We start from the raw sequence: 22,807 nt of genomic DNA, 5'->3' as shown, positions 1-22,807 counted from the left end.
TGCCGCAAGCGGGCTTCGCGGCGCGTTAGATTACCAGAGATAACGCCTGATCGAGAACTTTCGCGCCGTTAAGCGTGCCATAAGCGACAGAATCAATGACCGCGATCGGGATCTGATGCTCGTCGGTGAGTTTTTTATTTTCGGCAAGCTTAAAGCGTACCTGCGGCCCCAGCAGCACCGCCTGAATATCGCCGCCGTGGAGTTCCAGTTCATCGCGCAGATTCTGCTCGGGAATAGCGTAGATGTTCAGTTCAAGCCCGCGTTCGACGGCATTTTTTTCCATTTTCGTGACCACAAGCGACGTGGACATGCCAGCGGAACAACACAGTACGATACGTTTCATCAGCGGTCCTTATTTCCATTCATCATCAATCGTAAGCGTCAGCGTGCGCGACTCGCGCAGCCGCCTGTACCAGTGCAGGGATTTTTTCGGCCGCCGCGCGCGCTGGTTTGCTAAGTCAATTTCGACCAGACCGTAACGGTTTTTAAATGCGTTCATGGGCGAGACGTTATCGGTAAACGCCCACAGCATATAACCCTGGCAATTGGCTCCCGCCTCGCGCGCCAGCAGCGTCTGGTACAGGTGCTCGCCGATAAACCCGATGCGGTAGTCATCTTCAATCACGCCGTCGGCGTTGCGAAACTGCGCTTCGTTTTCGACACCCATTCCGCTCTCCGCCACAAACCACGGGATGTTGCCGTAATCGTTTTTAAGCCGCATCGCCATGTCGTAAATAATGCGCGGGTAGATCTCCCAGCCGCGCGATTTGTTCATTCGCCGCCCCGGCAGTTCAAACGGCTCGTAGTAATACGCCGGATGGAACGGCGTCTCCGGGTGCCAGGCGCGCGACGGCGCTTTGACGCGATGCGGGTAATAAAGATTGATGCCAAGCTCATCCACGGTATTGTCGCGAATAATCGCAAGCTCCTCTTCGCTGTATTCCCACGTGACGCCATGTTTCCCCAGCAGTTCCATAAGTTCAGGCGGATAGACACCCTTGACTAACGGGTCGAGAAACACACGGTTATAGAAGAGATCGTAGCGTTCGGCGGCGCTGACATCGTGCGGCGCGCGCGATCGCGGATAGGTCACTTCCGGGTTCAGAATCACCCCCACGCTGCCCGCGTAGCCCTTCTCGCGAAACAATCGCACCACTTTCGCAGTGGCGAGCGTTTTATGGTGGTTCCACTGCATCCAAGTCGCGGTGTTCTGCTCATAGGGCCAGCGCAGCGCATCAAGATAGACGCGCGTCTGCACCACAATCGGTTCGTTAAAGGTAAACCAGCGCGAGACTTTGTGGTGGTAGCGCTCAAAGACTTTTTCGGCGTAGCGCACATACAGCTCGACCACCTTTTTGGACGACCAGCCGCCATAAGTGTCAAAGAGATAGCCCGGCAGCTCGTAATGCTCCAGGCAGATCATCGGTTCGACGCCCGCCGCCCTGATCGCATCCAGAAAGCGGTCGTAATACGCCGCGTACTCTTCATCGACAACACCGTTTTCATAGTCGGTGAAAAAGCGCGACCAGTTGATCGACGTGCGATAGTGCGTCAGCCCCGCCTGTTTCATCAGCGCCACATCTTCTTCGTAGCGATTGATAAGATCCGTCGCGCCCGCCGGGCCGTAGCCCTCGTGCCAGACGTGGCGATCGTTTTGATACCAGAGATCGAGCCACGAATCCTGGCCCGGTTTTTTGCCGCTCCACCCTTCGGTCTGCCAGGCGGACGACGCCGCGCCGAGAATGAAATCCTGCGGGATGGCGAGAGTTTTTTCGCTCATGCGGTCCTCATACATTTTTCGCGGTTTCAACGCGGGTGGCTTCTGCCTGCGCCTGTTCGGCACGGCGCGACGCAATCTTCACAAACGGCAGATAGATAAGAATGGAGACCAGAATGCAGACCAGCTGCGTGACGACCGCGCCCATTGAGCCTGCGGTGGAGAGCCAAGCGTTAATCAGCGGCGGCGTGGTCCAGGGCACCATCACCACGGCTTTCCCGGCAAAGCCCATGACCGTTGCGAAATAGCCTATCGTGCCGGTCACCAGCGGCGTGATGATAAACGGCACCGCGAGGATCGGGTTGAGCATAATCGGCATCCCGAAAATCACCGGTTCATTAATATTGAAAATGCCGGGGCCGAACGAGAGCTTGGCTATCTCTTTCATCTCTTTGCGTTTGGTGGCGATCATCACCGCGATCAGCAGGCCGATGGTCAGCCCAGAGCCGCCGATGCTCATATAGACATCCCAGAACGGCATCGTGATGATGTTCGGCACCTCTTTACCCTGTTCGAACGCGCTCATGTTGACGGTAATCGCGCCGAGTAGCAGCGGTTCGCGAATCGGCTTAATCATCTGGTTACCGTGAATGCCGATAACCCAGAAAAGCTGGGCGACGAACATCAGCAGCAGAATACCCGGCAGGCTTTGCACCACCCGCTCCAGCGGCTGCTGCACCACCTGATAGACCGCGTCGTAGAGATACATGCCGGTCACCTGATGGAACACAAAACCGAATGTGGCGATTGCGGTAGTGGTAATGATCGCCGGGATCAGCGCCGAAAACGACGCCGAGACGTTTGGCGGCACGGTATCAGGCATTTTGATTTTCAGCCCGTCGCGGTGCTCAAGCCAGGTGTAGATCTCAACGGAGAGAATGGCGATAAACATCCCGAGGAACAGACTGCGGGTGTCAGAGAACTGGCGCAGCAGCACATCTTTCACCACATGCATTTCGCCATCCACCAGCATTTCGACCGTGGTTGGCGTCACGCAGATAAAACAGATCACCGCCAGCAGGCCGGGGAAAAGCGTCTTGATGCCGTTGATACGTCCAAGCTCAATGCCAATCAAAAACACCGCGCCGATGTTTAAGAAGTTCAGCGTCGCGTAGTTAATGGCGCTGGTGATGGGCTTGAGCGCCGCCAGGAACGACAGCGCCTGAAAGCTCGCCAGCCCGTTTTTCGGATCCAGCACCATATTGGAAATCAGCACCGAAAACGCGCCGACGATAATCACCGGCATCAGCGTAATAAACGACGCTTTGATCGCCATGATATAGCGGTAACTGTTGAATTTAGTCGCGAAACTGCCCAGAGAATCGATCAACTTTTCCTGGAACGCCATAGGGTGTGCCCTCTTTGAATGTGGCTTTTTTAATGGAAAGGTTACCGCTGAACACCTTTTTTGGTATGCCAAAAATAGGATCGACTGGCACAATTATCTGTGACGCTTCTCCCACAAACGGCCATTGGTATTCCAAATAATGAATTCTCTAAAATTTGGTATACCAGAAAAATAACAGGTGTGAACGAGTCGACAGCGTGCGCGGGCGTTCCCGTAGCCGCCGGGCTTGTGTGTTAAACTCCATCGAATCACGACGACAACGGGAGCGAAGGGAATGGTGACAATGCGGGATGTTTCAGTTCGGGCAGGCGTTTCCAAAGCGACCGTTTCACGCGTGCTGAACAACACGGGCCAGGTGAAAGAGAGCACCCGCGCGCAGGTGTTCCGGGCGATGGAAGAACTGGGATACCGCCCTAACCTGCTGGCTCGTTCGCTGGCGCACCGCACCAGTAACAGCATTGGCCTCGTGGTGTCGAGCTTTAACGGCTTTTACTTCGGGCGTCTGTTGCAGCAGGCGTCGCGCCAGACCGAGGCGCACGGCAAACAGCTTATCGTCACCGACGGCCACGACACGCCCGCGCGCGAGCTGGAAGCCGTGCAAATGCTGGCGGACAGACAGTGCGACGCCATCGTCCTCTATACCCGCCATATGAGCGAAACCGCAATTATGGAGCTTATCGATAACACCGCCGTACCGCTGGTGATCATCAACCGCGACGTCAGCCAGGCGCGCGAACGCTGCGTCTTTTTCGAACAGCAGGATGCGGCTTTTCAGGCGGTGGAATATCTGATTGAACAGGGGCACAGGGAAATCGCCTGCATCACGGTATCGCTCGCCACGCCTACCGGCCAGGCGCGTCTGCTGGGCTATCGCCGCGCGCTGGAAAAGCACGGCATCGCAGGGAACGAGGCGCTGATTAAAAACGGCGATTCAAGCATGAGCGGCGGCCACGCGCGCTGTAAAGAGCTGCTGGAGCGCGGCGTGCGCTTCACCGCGCTGTTCGCCTGCAACGACGATATGGCGCTCGGGGCGTCAAAGGCGCTCTACCAGGCGGGCCTGCGTATTCCTGAAGATGTGTCGCTGTTCGGCTTCGACGACGCGCCGAGCGCCGCCTGGCTGGAGCCGGGGCTCTCGACGGTCTGTCTGCCGATTGAAGATATGATAACCACCGCCATTGAGAGCGCGGTGCGGCTGGCGCGCGACGAACCGCTCGCCGCGATCCCGCCATTTACCGGCACGCTGGTATTGCGGGATTCCGTCGCACCCGGCCCTTACGCCGTCGCGCCGTTAAAAGCGCTCAAGCGCCAGTAATTCGTCGATCGTCTGACGGCGACGAATGGTGCGCGCCTCGCCGTTTTCCAGCAGCACTTCCGGCAACAGCGGGCGGCTGTTGTAGTTAGACGACATCGACGCGCCATACGCGCCGGTATCGTGCAGCACCAGATAATCGCCCGGACGCACCGCCGGCAGCGCGCGGGTTTCCACTTTGCCGCCCTCCTGCTGCGTAAACACATCGCCCGATTCACACAGCGGCCCGGCTATCACCGTTTCCAGCAGCGGCGCGTCGCGCAGATCGCGCCCATCCGCCGCCAGCGCGGAAATATGGTGATAGCTGCCGTACATCGACGGGCGCATCAGATCGTTGAAGCCCGCGTCGATCAGCACAAAGTGGCGCGATCCCATCTCTTTCACGCTGCGCACCTGCGCTACCAGCACGCCCGCTTCCGCCACCAGAAAACGCCCAGGCTCGATCTCAAGCTTGATCGGGTGGCCAAAGTGCGCGGCGATCTGCTCGCGGGCGCGGTTCCACAGGCCGAAATAGTGGTCGGTATCGATGGTTTCGTCGCCTTCGCGGTAAGGAATCGAGAGCCCGCCGCCAGCGGAGATCGCCTCCAGATCCTGACCGAACTCGATCACCTGGCTTACCATCGCGCCGCATACCCGCTCCAGATGCCCGTAATCGACGCCAGAGCCGATATGCATGTGCATGCCAACCAGCTTCAGCTGATAGCGCTGCATCACCGCCAGCGCCGCCGGGAGATCGCTGTACCAGATACCGTGCTTGCTGTTCTCGCCGCCGGTGTTGGTTTTCTGGCTGTGGCCGTGGCCAAAGCCCGGATTAATGCGCAGCCAGACGCGATGGCCCGGCGATACCGCGCCGAGCTGCGCCAGCATATCCACTGAGCCTGCGTTGACCGGCACGCCCAGTTCATGCACGCGGGCGATGGTAGCGTCGTCCAGCACATCCGCCGTAAATACGATGTCATCCGGGTTCTGGCGCGGATCGTAGCCCGCGGCGATAGCGCGTTCGATCTCGCCGAGCGACACGGAATCCACTTTCACGCCCGCCTCGCGCATCAGGCGCAAAATATGAATATTCGAGCAGGCTTTCTGCGCAAAACGAATAACGTCGAACTGGCGCAGACGGTCGATTTGCGCGCGGATGATCTGCGCGTCATAAACCCAGACCGGGCCGCCGTACTGCGCAGGCAGCGGCAGAAGCATGTCGGCGTTAAGGGCACTGTCGGTGTGATAAAGCGAACGTGGCATGGCGAGACTCCTTTAAGCTGATGCCTTTATTACGCCACAGCCGTTAGCGAAGAAAAAATATCGTTTTCTCGTGAGTCTATGCAAAAATGATATGGATTTTGGAGTCCGCAGATTAACCCGTAGTTGTTGTAGGACGGGTAAGCAGAGCGCACCCGCCACTTGCCGCGCGCTTTACCCGTAGGGCGGGTAAGCAAAGCGCACCCGCCAGCGGCGGCGGATCTTTCCCCGTAAGCGGTTTGCCTGGCGCACACAACTTCAATCAACAAGGAAACCTTAATGCCTGGCGTCACGCTTCGCCATATCGAAATCTTTCATGCGGTCATGACCGCAGGCAATCTCACGGAGGCGGCGGCATTGCTGCGCACCTCGCAGCCCACCGTCAGCCGCGAGCTGGCGCGCTTTGAAAAACTCATTGGCCTGTCGCTCTTTACCCGTAGCCGCGGACGGCTGCATCCCACCGTCCAGGGGCTGCGCCTGTTTGAAGAAGTCCAGCGCTCCTGGTACGGGCTTGACCGCATCATCAGCGCCGCCGAAAGCCTGCGCCAGTTCCGCCAGGGCGAGCTTTCCATCGCCTGCCTGCCGGTTTTCTCACAGTCGCTACTGCCACTGGTGTTAAAACCCTTTCTGGATAGCTACCCGGACGTGAGCCTGAACATCGTGCCGCAGGAGTCGCCGTTGCTTGAAGAGTGGCTCTCCGCGCAGCGTCACGACTTAGGCATTACGGAAAATACCGCCACGCCCGCCGGCACCGAGCGGCTGACACTGCTGACGTTAAATGAGGTGTGCGTATTGCCCACAGGCCATACGCTGGCCGATAAACCGCAGCTGACGCCGCAGGATTTTGCGGGCGAAAACTACATCAGCCTGTCGCGTACCGACAGCTACCGGCAACTGCTTGATTCGCTCTTTCAGGAGCATAACGTGCAGCGCCGCATGGTACTGGAAACGCACAGCGCCGCGTCGGTCTGCGCGATGGTACGTGCAGGCGTCGGGGTATCGATAGTAAACCCGCTCACCGCGCTGGATTACGCGGCGACGGGTATTGTGGTGCGCCGCTTCAGCGTGGCGGTGCCGTTCACGGTGAGCCTCATCCGCCCTTTGCACCGCCCCGCTTCGGCGCTGGTTGAGGCGTTCAGCCAGCATCTACAGCAGCAGATGAAAGGGCTTAGCGACACGCTGGAGACGATGCTGGTCAGTCCTGGTCGCCCAGCATAAAGTTCACCGCATCGGCGGCGTGCAGCGCGGCGGTGTCGAACACCGGCAGCGGGCAATCCTGCGCACCGAGCAACAGGCCGATTTCGGTACAGCCGAAAATCACGCCCTGCGCGCCCCGCTCTGCCAGAATTTCTACCTGCTGCTGATAGTAGCGTTTTGATTCCGCGGTGATTTTCCCGAGACACAGCTCATCGAAAATAATCTGATTGATGCGCAAACGGGCGGGCGCATCCGGGATAATCGAGGTGACGCCAAACCCCTCTTCCAGCCGCGCGCGATAGAAATCCTGCTCCATGGTGTACCGGGTGCCGAGCAGCGCAACCTGGTGCAGCCCCGCCTGTTCGATGGCGCGGCCCGTCGCGTCGGCGATATGCAAAAACGGCAGCGCGCAGCGCGCTTCAATCTGGTGCGCTACTTTATGCATCGTATTGGTACAGAGCACGATGGCCTGCGCACCGGCGCGTTCTAAACCGAGCGCCGCCTGCGCCAGCATCTCGCCCGCCTTTTCCCATTCACCGCTCGCCTGGCAGGCTTCGATATCGTGAAAATCGACGCTGTGCAGCAGTAACTGCGCGGAGTGCAGCCCGCCGAGCCGGTCGCGTACGCCTTCATTAATTAACCGGTAATAAGGAATGGTCGATTCCCAGCTCATGCCGCCGAGCAAGCCTACTGTTTTCATCGTTGCCTCCTGTTTGCGCTTCCCCGGTTATAACATGCTCACAGAGCGGAACAAATGTGATCTGCCCGCCATTTCACACACCGGCGCGTTCTCATCTTTTTCCTGCCAGGATAGATTAATTGAAACAACGTTTCACAAATCAGAGGCGCGGCATGTTTATCTATCACAAAGAGACGACGCTTGAAGATTTAGGCAATGGCGTCACGCGTCGCATTCTGGCCCATGGCGGCAAAATGATGGCGGTGGAAGTGAGTTTTGCCGCTGGTGCGGTCGGCCCGATGCACTGCCACCCGCATGAGCAACTGACGTATGTGCTCTCTGGTGAATTTGAATTCACCATCGGCGAAGAAACCCGCCGCGTGAGCGCAGGCGATACGCTTTATAAACAGCCGAATATTATGCATGGCTGCGTCTGTATTACGCCCGGCACGCTGCTTGATACCTTTACGCCGGTACGGGAAGATTTTCTTAAGTAAATCGCGCCCATAAAAAAGCCGCCTCATCAGGCGGCTTTTTTGTCATACGAACGGTATCAGGAGAGCAGCGCGTCGACGTCGCTTGCGTGCTGCGTCATAACCTGACGCTTCGTGAAGACATCACGCACCAGCACCGTCGCGCAGGCAATGATAAAGCCCAGCATCGCGGCAAGGATAAGTACCAGTGCTTTTCCCGGCCCGTCGCTTTTCATCGGCAGCGAAGGTGCCATCTGATAGTGGAACGGCTGGAAATCCACGTCCGCCAGGTTGAGCTTTTTCAGCTCTGCCAGACGATATTCGCGGTTCTGGATGGCCGCATTCAGCGCCGTCACGTCGGTAATGGAGCGCTCGATAGCCAGCTTCTGCGCAAGCCCATCCGCGCCAAGCGCAATGGAGTAATCCGGGTCGTCTTTCACCGCCTGTCCATTGCTGTACACCGGCTTTTTAATGCCCGCGGCATTGGCAACCTGCAATGAATAGTTCAGTCGCTGAATCGCGATTTTATGCTCGTTAGCCAGCGTGTTACGGTCAAGAATCAGACGGCTCTCTTCCGATTTCACTTTAAGCTCAATGGTCGAGCGCAGGTTCTCAAGCACCTCTCGCTGTACCGCCAGCGCCGCATAATTGATGTATTCCTTCAGCACGCGCTGCGCATCTTGCGCTTTCGGCGCAGTGAAGCTCAGCGTCCAGGAGCTGTAAGGCGAGGCTGACGCCGCTTTCGGGTTGTCGTTAGAAACCATTTTTATCCGCTGCGCCACAAGCGTAATCGCGCGCTGCAGGCTTTCAGTATCCCCCTGCGCTTCCTTCACCTGCGCCTGCACCCACGGCGAGGTGCGCAGAAATTTTTCCTGAAGCGCGCGCGAATCGAATTTTTTCAGGAACATATTTTCAAGCGACGCGGCATCGATAGCGGCATCCACATCCAGCACCTGGAGATCAACCAGCACGCGTTTTAATTCAATAAGTTGCGGCGTTTCAGGAATGGACACCACGGCGTCACTGGTCCATTTTTGCGGGAGCAAAAAGGCCAGCGCCAGACCCATCACGATAAACAATGCCGTAATGGAGAGGATCACCTTACGGGATTTGAAAAGCACGTCGACCAGCGCAAACAGATCTAACTCGGCGCGCGGCTGCCCCAGGAGCGGATAATCCGCAGACGAGGTGAGCGGATTATTTTTGATATCTATCGATGACATAGTGAGTGCGTTACGTTTAATTAAGCTGCTGATGAAGTCGAAATTATTTCCGCCAAAAACAATATGCGTGCGAATTGTTTCACCGGTCAAATGTATTGTTTTGAGAAAGTGAACGGGCGCACACAACTATCTCTTTGACAAAAAAGGAAAAACTATGCAAAACAAAGAAACATATCCTTGTTGTGAGGAGAGGTATTACGTCCGTAATCATCATTATTACGAATAATCCTAATTGAGAGCAAACACTAATTTGCGTGCCTACCAAAAGTTGTATCACCGCCCTTGCCCCGAAAACGGCGCTGCTTCAAAAAACCAGAACAGCGTTTCGACCACGATCACATTTCCACTATTTATCGAATGACGGCGAAACAAATAGCAATAAAATAAATTAAAACGCTGTTTTAGAAACAAGAAACGACGGTTCAATAAATTATAAAAATCGCGATATTCATTACGTTACGCCCGCCGGTTTCCATGGCGATACGTTGCTGGCATCGCGATGGCATGGCAGTCCAGCCACGCCCTTACGAGCCTGGCGCATTCGCTGTCACGCTTTAAACACCATCTCACATCCGATTAACGAACCCTTGAATGCCAGGTAGGTATGTATGAATGAAAACAAGCTCCTGGGTCTGGCCTGGATATCGCCCTATATCATCGGGTTGATAGTCTTTACGGCCTTCCCGTTTGTTTCCTCTTTCGCGCTCAGCTTTACCGAGTACGACCTGATGAATCCGCCGGTGTTTAACGGCATTGAAAACTACCGTTATATGCTGATGGATGACGATCTGTTCTGGAAATCGATGGGCGTGACGTTCGCTTATGTATTTCTGACTATCCCTCTGAAGCTCGCCTTCGCGCTTGGCATTGCGTTTGTGCTCAATTTTAAACTGCGCGGCATCGGCTTTTTCCGCACGGCCTATTACATCCCGTCGATCCTCGGCAGCTCTGTTGCCATCGCCGTGCTGTGGCGCGCGCTGTTTGCCATTGATGGCCTGCTGAACAGTTTTATCGGCGTGTTCGGGCTCGATCCGGTGAACTGGCTTGGCGAACCGTCGCTGGCGCTGATGTCCGTCACGCTGCTGCGCGTCTGGCAGTTTGGCTCCGCGATGGTGATTTTCCTGGCCGCGCTGCAAAACGTGCCGCAGTCGCAGTATGAGGCGGCGATGATCGACGGTGCCTCGAAGTGGCAGATGTTTATGAAAGTGACAGTCCCGCTGATCACACCGGTCATTTTCTTTAACTTCATTATGCAGACCACTCAGGCGTTCCAGGAATTTACCGGCCCGTATGTGATTACCGGCGGCGGCCCGACTTATTACACCTATCTCTTCTCGCTCTATATCTACGACACCGCCTTTAAATATTTCGACATGGGCTACGGCGCGGCGCTCGCGTGGGTGCTGTTCCTGGTGGTGGCGCTCTTCGCCTCCATCGCCTTCAAATCCTCGAAATACTGGGTCTTCTACTCCGCCGATAAGGGAGGCAAAAATGGCTGATATTCAACAGGAACCACTGGCTCGCCGCCCGGCCATGAGCGCGGGCGATCGCGAAGTGGCGCGCACGCTACGGCGCGAAAAAGCAAGCCGCGCCATCCGTTACGTGATTTTGCTGTTCGTCGGCCTGCTGATGCTCTACCCGCTGGCGTGGATGTTCTCAGCGTCGTTTAAGCCCAACCACGAGATTTTCACCACGCTCGGCCTGTGGCCGACGCACGCGACCTGGGATGGCTTTATTAACGGCTGGAAAACCGGCACCGAATATAATTTCGGCCACTACATGATGAACACGTTTAAGTATGTGATCCCAAAAGTCGTGCTGACGGTTATCTCCTCCACCATCGTGGCGTACGGTTTCGCGCGCTTTGAGATCCCGTGGAAGAAATTCTGGTTCGCCACGCTTATCGCCACCATGCTGCTGCCGAGCACCGTGTTGCTTATCCCGCAATACCTGATGTTCCGCGAAATGGGGATGCTCAACAGCTATCTGCCGCTCTGGCTGCCGATGGCCTTCGCCACCCAGGGGTTCTTCGTCTTTATGCTGATTCAGTTCCTGCGCGGCGTGCCGCGCGACATGGAAGAAGCGGCGCAAATCGACGGCTGCAACTCCTTCCAGGTGCTGTGGTATGTGGTGGTGCCTATTCTCAAGCCCGCCATGATCTCGGTCGCGCTGTTCCAGTTTATGTGGTCGATGAACGACTTTATCGGCCCGCTGATTTACGTCTATAGCGTTGATAAGTACCCGATAGCGCTGGCGCTCAAGATGTCCATCGACGTGACCGAAGGCGCGCCGTGGAACGAAATTCTGGCAATGGCGAGTATTTCCATTCTGCCGTCCATCATCGTCTTTTTCCTGGCTCAGCGTTACTTCGTGCAGGGCGTGGCCAGCAGCGGAATCAAAGGTTAACAGGGGAATATCATGGCTGAAGTTATTTTCAATAAGTTAGAAAAAGTCTATTCCAACGGCTTTAAAGCGGTTCATGGTATCGACCTGAAAATCGCCGACGGTGAATTTATGGTGATTGTCGGTCCTTCCGGCTGCGCCAAATCCACCACGCTGCGTATGCTCGCCGGCCTTGAAACCATCAGCGGCGGCGAAGTGCGCATCGGCGAGAAGCTGGTGAATAACCTGGCGCCAAAAGAGCGCGGCATCGCGATGGTGTTCCAGAACTACGCGCTCTATCCGCATATGACGGTGCGCGAAAATCTGGCGTTCGGCCTGAAGCTCAGCAAACTGCCGAAAGATCAGATTAACCGCCAGGTGGATGAAGCCGCGAAAATCCTTGAGCTGGAAGAGCTGCTCGACCGTCTGCCGCGTCAGCTCTCCGGCGGCCAGGCCCAGCGCGTGGCGGTGGGCCGCGCGATTGTGAAAAAGCCGGATGTCTTTCTCTTCGATGAGCCGCTCTCTAACCTCGACGCCAAACTGCGCGCCTCGATGCGCATCCGTATTTCCGATTTGCATAAGCAGCTGAAAAAGAGCGGCAAACCGGCCACCACGGTCTACGTCACGCACGATCAGACCGAGGCAATGACTATGGGCGATCGCATCTGCGTGATGAAGCTTGGTCATATTATGCAGGTGGACACGCCAGATAATCTCTATCACTACCCGAAAAACATGTTTGTGGCGGGCTTTATTGGCGCGCCGGAGATGAACATCAAGCCCGGCAAACTGGTAGAAGAGGCAGGCGAGCTGCGAATTTGCATCGGCGATGACCGCCTGGCGCTGACGCCACGCCAGCAGGAGAAAGTGACCGCATACGCCGGGCAACAGGTTTTCTTCGGCATTCGTCCGGAATATGTCTCAATTTCCGACACGCCCTACGTCGAACCCTGTGGCACCGGTGAACTGGTGCGCGTGGAGAATATGGGTCACGAGTTTTTCGTCTATCTCAAGGTCGCGGATTTCGAAATGACCTGCCGCATCCCTTCCGATGAAGCTAAGCCGATGATTGAAAAGGGCCTTCACCGCAAGGTGTTTTTTAAGTTCGACATGAATAAGTGTCATCTTTTTGACGCCAAAACAGAACAAAACCTCACTCTCTGACAGGAGTCTTATAATGAAAAAAGCCCTCGTTAGCACAGCATTAGCGTCTACCCTCACCCTTTGCGCGCTGCCGTCGCACTCGGCGGAAAACGTCGAGCTGCGTATGTCCTGGTGGGGCGGCAATGGCCGTCACCAGGTCACGCTGAAAGCGCTGGAGGAATTTCACAAACGGCACCCGGAAATTAGCGTTAAGCCGGAATACACCGGCTGGGACGGACATCTTTCGCGTCTTACCACGCAAATTGCGGGCGGCACCGAGCCGGATGTGATGCAGACCAACTGGAACTGGCTGCCGATCTTCTCCAAAAACGGCGACGGGTTTTACGATTTAAATCAGGTAAAAGATGTCATCGACCTGAGCCAGTTCGACCCGAAAGAGCTGAAGTCCACTACTGTCAACGGCAAGCTCAACGGTATTCCGATCTCCGTCACCGCGCGCGTGTTCTACTACAACAATGAAACCTGGAAGAAAGCGGGCGTCGACTACCCGAAAACCTGGGATGAGCTGATGGCCGCCGGTAAAACGTTCGAGTCGAAACTCGGCAAACAGTATTACCCGGTCGTGCTGGAGCATCAGGATGTGCTGGCCCTGCTCAACTCGTACATGGTGCAGAAATACAATATTCCGGCGGTGGATGAGAAAACCAAAAAATTTGCCTACAGCAAAGCGCAGTGGGTTGAGTTTTTCGGCATGTATAAAAAGCTTATCGACAGCCATGTAATGCCGGACACCAAATATTATGCCTCGTTCGGCAAGAGCAACATGTATGAGATGAAGCCGTGGATCCAGGGCGAATGGGCGGGCACCTATATGTGGAACTCCACCATTACCAAATACTCCGACAACTTAAAGCCGCCCGCGAAGCTTGAGCTGGGTGCTTACCCGATGCTGCCGGGCGCCAAAGATGCGGGCCTGTTCTTTAAACCGGCACAGATGCTCTCAATCGGTAAATCCACTACACACCCGAAAGAGGCCGCGCAGTTGATTAACTTCCTGCTGAACAGCAAAGAGGGTGTGGCGGCGCTGGGGCTTGAACGCGGCGTGCCGCTCAGTAAGGCCGCGGTGGCGCAGCTTACCGAAGCGGGCGTGATTAAAGATGACGATCCGTCGGTGTCTGGCCTGAAGCTGGCGCAGTCGCTGCCGACCACGCTTGCCGTTTCGCCCTATTTTGACGATCCGCAGATCGTGTCGCAGTTCGGCACCGCGTTGCAGTATATCGATTACGGCCAGAAATCCGTTGAAGACGCCGCGGCGGAATTCCAGCGCCAGGCAGAGCGTATTCTGAAACGCGCGATGCGCTAAGAGCAGTTTCTGTTGCAACCCCGCCGGTGTGGGCGGGGTTAGGTAAACGTGGTAAAGATGTTGTCCGGCGGGTGCGCTTCGCTTACCCGCCCTACGCTAACATCAGGATTACCTACTTTGTAGGGTGGGTAAGCGTAGCGCACCCACCACATCCGGCACCATCTCCCTGTAGGGTGGGTAAGCAAAGCGCACCCACCGCGCCCTCCCATAAAAAACCTCCACGCGGGAGGTTTTTTTATCTGCACATCACGCTTACCGCGCCAGCCAGCCGCCATCAACCGCAACGGTATAACCGTTAATGTAATCCGACGCGCTGGACGCCAGGAACACCACCGGCCCCATCAGATCGCTCGGCAGACCCCAGCGGCCTGCCGGAATGCGGTCAAGGATCTCGGCGCTGCGCTGCTCATCGGCGCGCAACTGCTGGGTGTTGTTGGTCGCCATATACCCGGGCGCGATGGCGTTCACGTTGATATTGTGCTTCGCCCACTCGTTCGCCATCAGGCGCGTAATACCCATCACGCCGCTTTTAGACGCCGTGTAAGACGGCACGCGAATGCCGCCCTGGAAGGAGAGCATCGACGCGATATTAATAATTTTGCCGCCGTTGCCCTGAGCGATGAACTGCTTCGCCACGGTCTGGGACATAAAAAACACGCTCTTAATATTCAGGTTCATCACGTCGTCCCAGTCCTGCTCGCTGAAGTTAATTGCGTCTTCGCGGCGGATAAGCCCTGCGTTATTGACCAGCACGTCGATATGCCCGAACTCTGCCACCGCGCGTCCGATAAGCGCCGGGATCGCGTCGATTTTACGCAGGTCAGCCGTCAGGCTCAGAAAACGGCGGCCCAGCGCAATCACACGTTCGATGGTTTCCGCCGGTTCGACAATATTAATGCCCACGATATCGCAGCCTGCTTCTGCGAGGCCCAGCGCCATACCCTGACCAAGACCGGTATCACAACCGGTAACGATCGCGACTTTACCCTGAAGAGAGAATGCATCGAGAATCATGTGTGTTTCCTTGTTATCAGGCCTGTCTGTGACAGGCGTGACCGTAATAAGGCTGTCCGCCGCTTACGCCCTCTCTTCATCACGGATATCGATGCCATAAAACGCCAGGTAACAGGCAGCCCGGCACGTATCGCGTTATGACATCTGCCACTCACCGCGCATTAAAAGAGAGACCGCAGAAGGAAATAAAACAGCGAAACAGCGTTTCGTTTTTTGGGATGACATCCATCTTAAACGTAGCGAAACGTGTTTTCAATTATAAATAAAACATTGTTTCATTTTTATGGTTACATCTTGCCGAATTTGATGATGCGGTCACGTTTATCGCGTTGGCCCGACAGACAGCCTTTACACAATCTGCAAATTTTCCTTTTAAAATCAGTTAAATAAAATTTTATGGCACGGTTTTTATGAAAAGTCTACCGTCCGTCGCCCGGCATCCGTCGATACTGCTTTCGCGCTGATTTTGTCCAAAAATACTCTTTCCATTAGAACAGTTGCGCAGAAATGCGCCCACAGTCACACACATTGAAACAGTGTTTTGATAATTTATATTACTGTTTTCGAAATTTAATCAGCGAACGCCAGCCGGTAACGTAAGGAGCAGAGTATGGCCAAAGGCATGCGGGTGAAACTTCAGTATCAGGTAAGCATTGACCCGGATACCGGGGCGGAAGTCACGCGTTTAACCCCACCGGAAGTGACATGTCACCGCAATTATTTCTACCAGAAATGCTTTTTTAACGATGGCAGCCACCTGCTGTTTGCCGGCGAATTCGACGGGCACTGGAACTACTATCTGCTGGATCTGGAAAACGCCGAAGCGGTACAGCTCACCGAAGGCGCGGGCGACAATACCTTTGGCGGTTTTCTCTCGCCGGACGACAACTATCTTTACTATGTGAAAAACGATCGCGTCCTGCGCGAAGTTAACCTCACCACACTTGCCGAGCGCGACGTCTATCGCGTGCCGGAAGCGTGGGTCGGCTACGGCACCTGGGTGGCGAACAGCGACTGCACCAAACTGGTCGGGATCGAAATCGCAAAAAGCGACTATGTGCCGTTGAGCGACTGGAAAATCTTCCATGATTTCTTCCACAAAGGGCCGCATTGCCGCCTGCTGCGCATTGACCTGCAAACCGGCGCCAGCCAGACGATCCACGAAGAGAAAATCTGGCTGGGGCACCCGATTTATCGCCCGTTCGACGACAATACCGTCGCGTTCTGTCATGAAGGCCCGCACGATCTGATCGATGCCCGTATGTGGATGGTGAATGAAGACGGCAGCAATGTGCGCAAAGTGAAGGAACACGCCGAGGGTGAAAGCTGCACTCACGAATTCTGGGTGCCGGACGGCTCAGCGCTGGTTTATGTCTCTTATCTCAAGGGCCAGCAGGGCCGCACGGTTTACCGCTACCTGCCGGAGCGCGGCGTTAATGAAAAAATCATGCCGATCCCGGCATGCTCCCACCTGATGAGCAACTTCGACGGCACGCTGCTGGTGGGCGACGGCTCTGGCACGCCGGTCGATGTGAAAGACACCGGCGGCTATACCATTGACAACGATCCTTATCTCTATGTGTTTGATGTAAATAATAAATCCTATTACCGTGTGGCGCGTCACGATACGTCCTGGGAGACGTTTGCCGGCAGCCGTCAGGTGACGCATCCACACCCTTCTTTCACGCCGGACGGCAACGCCATTCTTTTCAGTACCGATAAAGACGGCAAACCGGCGGTCTATCTTGCAAAATTACCCGAACAGCGTGAAATGCTGAGCGTGTCATAATAATAAGCGTCCTGTTTCCATTACTGATCTTTGCCCTCCTCTCCTGGAGGGCTTTTTTATTTTTTCATGTTTAAGGTAAACCCGGCAGCTTAATAAGAATGAGCGCATGCGGAAAAAAATAATTTACAGCGGGCATAAAAAAACCGCCCCTGCATGGGCGGTGTGCTTATTCTCAGGAGCACGCTATCAGGAAACAGCAAAAAATTTAACGCCCCCGCACTGGCGGAGGCTAATTTCATCAGAAGCTGTATGCCACGCCGACACGTAAACGCGTCTGGCGCTCGTCAGATTCTTTTACGCCAATATTCCCCACTTCAAAATATGGTGCCCAGTTCTTATCAATTTTATAAGCCACTTTGGCGTTATATTCGTTGGAATAGTTTTTCCCGTTATTACGGGTAAAGCCTTCTTCGCTCTGGGCATACACATAGTTCAGCTCAGTGCGCCAGTCGCCGAGCGCAAATCCCACCCAGGCATCACCACGGTTAACTTTATCGTCATCATCTTTACCGTCCGGGACGCGGGTATACTCATAACGATAACGGGCCGCGACATAGAAGCCATTCTCAAAGCTGTACTGCACATGGATGTTTGGCTTATAAATGGTTTTACTATCAACACTTTCAATAGTAAATGCTGGCGTGATAGCGATAGCGTCGGTTGCTTTCCAGCGCCAGCTTATCTGATCTTCATGACCGTTACCCACGACTTCATTAAATGGACGCGACTGATCGTCTCCGCCGGTTTTCCATTTCGCCTCCACGGAAAAACCAAATCCATTATCAAAACGATGTGAAACCGCAACGCGATCGGCATTGATTCCGCTATCAATGTACTCGTGACGTAAATCAACGGTTACGGCTTGCGCCGCGAATGATGAACCACAGAGGACAGCCAGTACCAGAGCTTTCTTAAACATAAAATAACCTCAATGAAATATCGTTTCTTTTTTATGAAACTGCATTTTATTTTTTAATATGGGTTATTTTAGCGATCCGGATCGCAATACTTTGTTTCAAAAATAACGAAAAGAAAGCCCGTGATTGCGCTCAATAAAAAATCAACAAACGGCCATTAAATGATGTTTTGAATCACAGTTTGCTTTTAAATTCACCCATGAAAAGCGGCGATAGTGACTGCAATCTGAGAATTAACTTAAATAAAGGAAATAGTAAACAGAGCAACTGATATCAGGGATATAATTGCTCTTTCAATACTATTAGCTGACAAAGAAAGTGCGCCGTGAAGTGACGGCACATTTCTTAATAAGAAAGGAAAGGATTAATCGCGTTCAATCGCCAGCGCCACGCCCTGGCCGCCACCAATGCAAAGCGTGGCGAGCCCTTTGCGAGCCTGACGTTTCACCATCTCATGGACCAGAGAAACCAGAATGCGGCAGCCGGACGCGCCAATCGGATGACCCAGGGCAATCGCGCCGCCGTTAACGTTCACCTTGTGCTCGTCCCACTCCAGTAGCTTACCGACCGACAACGTCTGTGCCGCGAATGCCTCATTGGCCTCGATAAGATCGACATCATTGAGCTGCCAGCCCGCGCGCTCCAGACAGCGCCGCGTAGCGTAGACCGGCGCGATACCCATCAGCGCCGGATCGACGCCCACGCTTGCGAAAGCGCGTATGCGCGCGAGCACCGGCAGCCCCATTTCCTGCGCCTTGCTGGCGCTCATCATCAGCACCGCCGCCGCGCCATCATTCATTGACGAGGCGTTGCCCGCAGTAACGCTTCCCAGCCGGTCAAAGGCGGGCGACAGGCGCGCCAGCCCTTCCGCGCTGGTATCGGCGCGTGGCTGCTCGTCGGTATCGACCACCAGCGGCGCGCCCTGCATCTGTTCGATCACGACGGGCACGATTTCGTCACGAAAGCGCCCGCTGTCGATAGCGACCCGCGCCTTATGCTGTGATGCAAGCGCGTATGCATCCTGATGTTCGCGGCTGATGTTATATTCGCGCGCCAGATTTTCCGCCGTGACGCCCATATGGTAATCGTTAAACGCATCCCACAGCCCGTCATGCACCAGGCTGTCGATAATATGGCTGTCGCCGGGCTCGCCGGTGCGCCCTTCGGTCAGCACATGCGGCGCGCGACTCATATTTTCCTGACCGCCAGCAATCACCACATCCGCCTCACCGCACTGGATCGCCTGCGTCGCCAGATGCAGCGCCTTCAGGCCAGAGCCGCACACATCATTGATGGTAATCGCCGAAACCGACCACGGCAGGCCACTGTTGAGCGCAGTCTGCCGCGCCGGATTCTGGCCTGCGCCTGCCGTCAGCACCTGGCCCAGGATAACTTCATCGACATCCTGAGGGTTAAGCCCGGTGCGCGTCAGCAGTGCCTCAATGACCACCGCGCCGAGCTCGACCGCCGAGCGACGCGCAAGCTGGCCCTGAAAGCAGCCAATGGGCGTGCGAGCGGCCCCGACAATTACCACATCTTTCATTGTTATCTCCGGGAAGTGAACCGGGACATAGTAGCCGCTTGTTATAAAATCATTTCGTAAATGTTTAAAAATTGGTGAGGGGTATCACAAGGAATCTGCGCCGCACCCCATCGGGCGTCGGCACAGGTTTAAGGGAGTGACGCAGAGCTAATAGCGTTCTGGCAGTTTATTAATTGATTTAAGGCGTCCGCGTGAAATATCGATGTAGTCGCCTTTTCTTAAATCGCTAAAGACTTTGAGAATATAACTTTGAGAAAGATTGGTTTTACCACGAATAAAATCACAGGCGTTAATCTCCTCTCGCTCCTGCTCGTTTTTGGCTGCCAGCTCTATTAAGCAGTTGCGAATAAGCGTATAGGATTGCCGCCCAAGATAGTGGTAACTCTTCCAGTACAGCACATCGTAGTACCAGGAGACGACCAGCAGCAGTTCGCGCCATAGCTGGCGCGTCTCAATAATGGCTTCAAAATCGCTACGCGGCACCATACGCGCCTCACAAACTGATTCGGCTCTAATCGTGAAATGGTGGCTGAACTGATTATTGTAGGTGATGCCGAGCAACTGAGGCCGCGTCGACTCGATCATCATCAGGCCATCCATCATGCGGTGCATCGACAGTGCGCCCTGCTCTATCACAATAATATGATCAGGCTGCACAGGAATATGCGCACCACTGGTGAAACGACGCAGTTCACCGCTATTTTTCAGGGCGTCGATAAGCTGATTGATGGCCTCTTCGGGCCTTTCAGGAAGCGGATATGTTTCCATGCTGATAACACGCACCAGAGATAACGTTACGATCAGCATAGTAAAAACTTGATTGCGCGCCGCCTTATTTTTTCACAATGAGACGGCGCATTAATAAAACCACTAAAGAAAGAGCTTATTTACGTTTAATATTCTTAAACGCGCAGGCGCCAGTACCGCATTAGCGTTTACTTAAGGCCAGCTTTACGGCAAACAGCAGGAACACCCCACCTGTGACGCGATCCATCCATTTCACCACGCCTGGTTTTTTTAGTACGCCTGACGCGTAGCGGGTTGCGACAATCAACGTTAGCGACCAGAGGGTGCCTATCAGCGCATGAATCGCCACCAGGAGGAATGTCCAGACCATTGGCGAATGCCCGGCCGGGATAAACTGCGGCAGAAAGGAGACATAGAACACGCCCATTTTCGGGTTCAGTACGTTGCCCAGCATACCGCGCAGAAAACTGTTGCTGGCGCGCGTTTCATTTCCCACGCGGGTATCAAACGTGGCGCGCGGGCGCAGCAGCATCTGGATGCCTAGCCAGCAGAGATAGCCTGCGCCGCACCATTTCAGAATGGAGTACGCCATTTCAGACACAGCGAACAGCGCCCCCAGGCCAAACGCCACCAGCGCGCCCCAGATAAAACAGCCAACATCGATGCCAAGCGCCGCCTGAACGGCTTTCTTACCCCCGTCCGCCGCCGCGGTTCGCAATATGAGCGCCGTATCCAGCCCCGGCGTCAACGTTAACAGCGTAGCCGCAAGGGTATACGCAAGCAGAGCATCAGTAACCGACATGTTTATCCTCCGAAAAGAAAAATCTTATAGAAGAAAAACAGGCCCGGCAATCGGGAGTTAGTTACGCAGGGGGATATTAACAGTATGGGCAAATCGGATGCCGTGACCAGAAAGCAGACTTGATGTTTAACGCTCCAGAAAGATTAGCACCATGATAAAAGTCATTGGCAGGTTCACCGCATTTAAAGTTTTACCTGAGATCTGTGATGACTTATTAATGCGTCAGCATGATTCATGTGGCTCCCCACCGCTTCACAGAAAAATATTATCAGGCGTTTTTTTGTTTGCTGGCTCACTGAATAGCGTGATGACAGACAGTTGCAGGGCTTAAATTTTTGTCAGGGAGGATTGGCGCAATGAAAATGGAACAACGCCAGGCAGCAGAGCCATTATCCTGAAAGGTCAGGACACCATACATAATGAATTACTTAACAGGATTTGTGAGAACAGGGCATGTTCAGCCTGTCTTAAGCACCTGTGCAGTGTCATAACATAAATGTGTATGGGTTATTACACAGAAATCAAGGAGCGCCAGGAAGGATTCTGGAGCGGGCGAAGGGAAATCACCCCACTCCAAAGATCTCGTAATCCCATGGATTTTTTAACAAAAACTTGATGCATTGTAGGACGATTTTGTAGGAGGAGCTACAGCGTTACCTAGTTGCGAAAATGTCGGCCCTCTGTTTTGAGGGCCAAAATCATATATTATCTAATGCAATCAATCATTACTTGTCACTATCGAAATGACGTCTGAGGAAGCCCAATGGATCACGCAATTGGCTTATGATCGACTCCAGTTCTGCTTGGACATCAGTCGGGACATATTCATCTTGACGCTCGGAAATAGACTCAAAGCCTACTATCACCCCATCGCTATCCCTACTTATACGGCGCCTTAAAGATACCAACCTTCTGTTAACCCTGCTCAAATCAGAGATCACTGCAGGCATAGCAGAAAGCGCATGTTCCTTATTCTCCTTTGAGGAAAATCTTTCCAAAACTACTGACACGTATTCTTCAGGTAAAATATTTCTTGGATCTCTAAGCAGTTGGAAATTATTTCTACTTATAGCTAAGAGTTCCTCCAAAATCTTAGATTCTTTTTCTGTGCTATTTTCAGCTACCGCTTTCCCACTACCTTTCTTAGGTTTAGCTGACTCATATCGAGTAACAATTTCAGAGATTTTCTCACTCAGCTTAGGCCACCAAACATCAAACACATCTGTCAATACATCTTCTTTTACAGGACTTGGAGAAGATGCATTTATCGATGACAGCAATTTAAAGAAATCCTCTTTATCGCCAACATTTGTTGTTTGAAAACTCGATATTGGACCCTGAACATCAGATGGAACCATATCAATTAAAAGAGGGCATACCTTGCTATTATCGACACACTTACCTAATGCTCCAGCTTCAAAGTTAATCCATGGGCTTGAAGCATTTTCTTTAGTTAAGCAAATGATTCCAAAAGCTGTTTCATCAAGCCTTTTAGATATATCCATATGCCAACGACTACCTTTCTCAATATCTTCTGAGGACACATAAGGCTCAACACTTTGCAGAGTTTTTGGTAACCAATCCCTTAAGGCAATCGCAACATCCTTACTAAAATCTTTTGACCAACTAATAAAAACTTTCATTTTTTTCCTTTAGATTAGATAGTTAACCAATAAATAGACATTATTCCAAAAACACACCATCTCAATTTTTTCAAAATTTTAAAATCGAAATCCTCGTCACTAGATAGCGTGTTGTAGTTGATACTCCTGAATCGCTGACCACAACTTTTCATCATTAAGTTAAAACGCCACTGTAACGCCCATGTAACGCACCTAGATTTCAGTGTGTTAATCAATTGTGCAGAGACCAATTGCTTGCATAGAAAAAGGGCCGTCTCG

At 53.9% G+C, this 22,807-nt stretch carries 20 protein-coding genes; 8 read left to right on the top strand and 12 right to left on the bottom strand.

What is annotated here, in order from left to right:
* Positions 1–25: 25 nt before the first annotated feature.
* From G9X48_RS15405 to G9X48_RS15395, 3 genes are read right to left on the bottom strand one after another with little or no spacing between them, the layout of a single operon-like run.
* A complete protein-coding gene (locus G9X48_RS15405; protein WP_097641571.1) occupies positions 26–343 on the bottom strand; it encodes a PTS sugar transporter subunit IIB in 318 nt (105 codons plus the stop codon).
* Between the two features lie 9 nt (positions 344–352).
* Complete coding sequence (locus G9X48_RS15400; RefSeq protein ID WP_097641583.1) at positions 353–1,780, bottom strand: glycoside hydrolase family 1 protein; 1,428 nt, start codon at positions 1,778–1,780, stop codon at positions 353–355.
* 7 nt (positions 1,781–1,787) lie between these two features.
* Positions 1,788–3,125: a PTS transporter subunit EIIC gene (locus tag G9X48_RS15395; protein WP_007700846.1), complete on the bottom strand. Its 1,338-nt coding sequence runs from the start codon at positions 3,123–3,125 to the stop codon at positions 1,788–1,790.
* A 274-nt stretch (positions 3,126–3,399) separates the two neighbouring features.
* Between G9X48_RS15395 and G9X48_RS15390 the strand changes: the two genes are divergently transcribed.
* Entirely contained in the window at positions 3,400–4,437 is a 1,038-nt protein-coding gene (locus tag G9X48_RS15390) for a LacI family DNA-binding transcriptional regulator (RefSeq protein ID WP_029463832.1), read from the top strand.
* On the opposite strand, the gene lysA is transcribed toward G9X48_RS15390, so the two are convergent.
* Positions 4,414–5,676 (bottom strand): diaminopimelate decarboxylase, encoded by a 1,263-nt coding sequence (gene lysA / locus G9X48_RS15385; RefSeq protein ID WP_097641570.1) that lies wholly within the window; start codon positions 5,674–5,676, stop codon positions 4,414–4,416. The two genes, G9X48_RS15390 and lysA, sit on opposite strands and share 24 nt — an antisense overlap.
* Before the next feature lie 276 nt (positions 5,677–5,952).
* Between lysA and G9X48_RS15380 the strand changes: the two genes are divergently transcribed.
* The gene (locus tag G9X48_RS15380; RefSeq protein WP_097641569.1) at positions 5,953–6,891 is read left to right on the top strand and encodes a LysR family transcriptional regulator; all 939 of its coding nucleotides are present in this window, start codon (positions 5,953–5,955) and stop codon (positions 6,889–6,891) included.
* Here the strand turns inward: G9X48_RS15380 and G9X48_RS15375 are convergent.
* Positions 6,869–7,570, bottom strand: coding sequence for an aspartate/glutamate racemase (locus G9X48_RS15375; RefSeq protein WP_097641568.1), 702 nt, complete (start codon positions 7,568–7,570; stop codon positions 6,869–6,871). The genes G9X48_RS15380 and G9X48_RS15375 overlap by 23 nt on opposite strands.
* Positions 7,571–7,722: 152 nt before the next feature.
* Between G9X48_RS15375 and G9X48_RS15370 the strand changes: the two genes are divergently transcribed.
* A complete protein-coding gene (locus G9X48_RS15370; RefSeq protein ID WP_097641567.1) occupies positions 7,723–8,046 on the top strand; it encodes a cupin domain-containing protein in 324 nt (107 codons plus the stop codon).
* A 56-nt stretch (positions 8,047–8,102) separates the two neighbouring features.
* Here G9X48_RS15370 and wzz(fepE) read toward each other — a convergent pair whose 3' ends face one another.
* Positions 8,103–9,245, bottom strand: a complete 1,143-nt coding sequence (gene wzz(fepE) / locus G9X48_RS15365) for an LPS O-antigen length regulator Wzz(fepE) (RefSeq protein ID WP_012123873.1) — start codon at positions 9,243–9,245, stop codon at positions 8,103–8,105.
* Positions 9,246–9,853: 608 nt separating this feature from the next.
* On the opposite strand from wzz(fepE), the gene G9X48_RS15360 reads away from it, so the two are divergent.
* The 4 genes from G9X48_RS15360 to G9X48_RS15345 are packed head-to-tail and all read left to right on the top strand — an operon-like array spanning position 9,854 to position 14,094.
* Positions 9,854–10,744, top strand: coding sequence for a sugar ABC transporter permease (locus G9X48_RS15360; RefSeq protein ID WP_004385692.1), 891 nt, complete (start codon positions 9,854–9,856; stop codon positions 10,742–10,744).
* The gene (locus G9X48_RS15355; RefSeq protein ID WP_004385691.1) at positions 10,737–11,651 is read left to right on the top strand and encodes a carbohydrate ABC transporter permease; all 915 of its coding nucleotides are present in this window, start codon (positions 10,737–10,739) and stop codon (positions 11,649–11,651) included. The genes G9X48_RS15360 and G9X48_RS15355 overlap by 8 nt, the downstream gene beginning before the upstream one ends.
* Before the next feature lie 12 nt (positions 11,652–11,663).
* Entirely contained in the window at positions 11,664–12,791 is a 1,128-nt protein-coding gene (locus G9X48_RS15350) for an ABC transporter ATP-binding protein (RefSeq protein WP_014728122.1), read from the top strand.
* 13 nt (positions 12,792–12,804) lie between these two features.
* A complete protein-coding gene (locus G9X48_RS15345) occupies positions 12,805–14,094 on the top strand; it encodes an ABC transporter substrate-binding protein (RefSeq protein ID WP_097641566.1) in 1,290 nt (429 codons plus the stop codon).
* Between the two features lie 252 nt (positions 14,095–14,346).
* On the opposite strand, the gene kduD is transcribed toward G9X48_RS15345, so the two are convergent.
* Positions 14,347–15,108 carry a 2-dehydro-3-deoxy-D-gluconate 5-dehydrogenase KduD gene (gene kduD / locus G9X48_RS15340; RefSeq protein WP_097641565.1) on the bottom strand — a complete coding sequence of 254 codons (762 nt, stop codon included), beginning with the start codon at positions 15,106–15,108 and terminating at the stop codon, positions 14,347–14,349.
* 610 nt (positions 15,109–15,718) lie between these two features.
* Between kduD and G9X48_RS15335 the strand changes: the two genes are divergently transcribed.
* Positions 15,719–16,897 (top strand): oligogalacturonate lyase family protein, encoded by a 1,179-nt coding sequence (locus G9X48_RS15335; RefSeq protein ID WP_014728119.1) that lies wholly within the window; start codon positions 15,719–15,721, stop codon positions 16,895–16,897.
* A gap of 238 nt (positions 16,898–17,135) precedes the next feature.
* On the opposite strand, the gene G9X48_RS15330 is transcribed toward G9X48_RS15335, so the two are convergent.
* The 5 genes from G9X48_RS15330 to G9X48_RS15310 all read right to left on the bottom strand — a co-directional run bounded on the left by G9X48_RS15330 (position 17,136) and on the right by G9X48_RS15310 (position 22,549).
* A complete protein-coding gene (locus tag G9X48_RS15330) occupies positions 17,136–17,816 on the bottom strand; it encodes an oligogalacturonate-specific porin KdgM family protein (RefSeq protein WP_004385686.1) in 681 nt (226 codons plus the stop codon).
* 362 nt (positions 17,817–18,178) lie between these two features.
* A complete protein-coding gene (locus G9X48_RS15325) occupies positions 18,179–19,357 on the bottom strand; it encodes an acetyl-CoA C-acetyltransferase (protein ID WP_076726201.1) in 1,179 nt (392 codons plus the stop codon).
* A 147-nt stretch (positions 19,358–19,504) separates the two neighbouring features.
* A complete protein-coding gene (locus G9X48_RS15320; RefSeq protein ID WP_097641564.1) occupies positions 19,505–20,164 on the bottom strand; it encodes a helix-turn-helix domain-containing protein in 660 nt (219 codons plus the stop codon).
* Between the two features lie 121 nt (positions 20,165–20,285).
* The gene (locus G9X48_RS15315) at positions 20,286–20,906 is read right to left on the bottom strand and encodes a LysE family translocator (RefSeq protein ID WP_097641563.1); all 621 of its coding nucleotides are present in this window, start codon (positions 20,904–20,906) and stop codon (positions 20,286–20,288) included.
* Positions 20,907–21,631: 725 nt separating this feature from the next.
* The gene (locus tag G9X48_RS15310) at positions 21,632–22,549 is read right to left on the bottom strand and encodes a toll/interleukin-1 receptor domain-containing protein (RefSeq protein ID WP_097641562.1); all 918 of its coding nucleotides are present in this window, start codon (positions 22,547–22,549) and stop codon (positions 21,632–21,634) included.
* Between the last annotated feature and the right edge of the window lie 258 nt (positions 22,550–22,807).

The sequence above is a fragment of the Cronobacter sp. HA18006 genome (assembly GCF_011605445.1).
Taxonomy (GTDB): Bacteria; Pseudomonadota; Gammaproteobacteria; order Enterobacterales; family Enterobacteriaceae; genus Cronobacter; species Cronobacter sakazakii.
The sequence above is the reverse complement of the archived record's forward strand: the minus strand, read 5'-3'. Positions and strand labels throughout refer to the sequence as shown.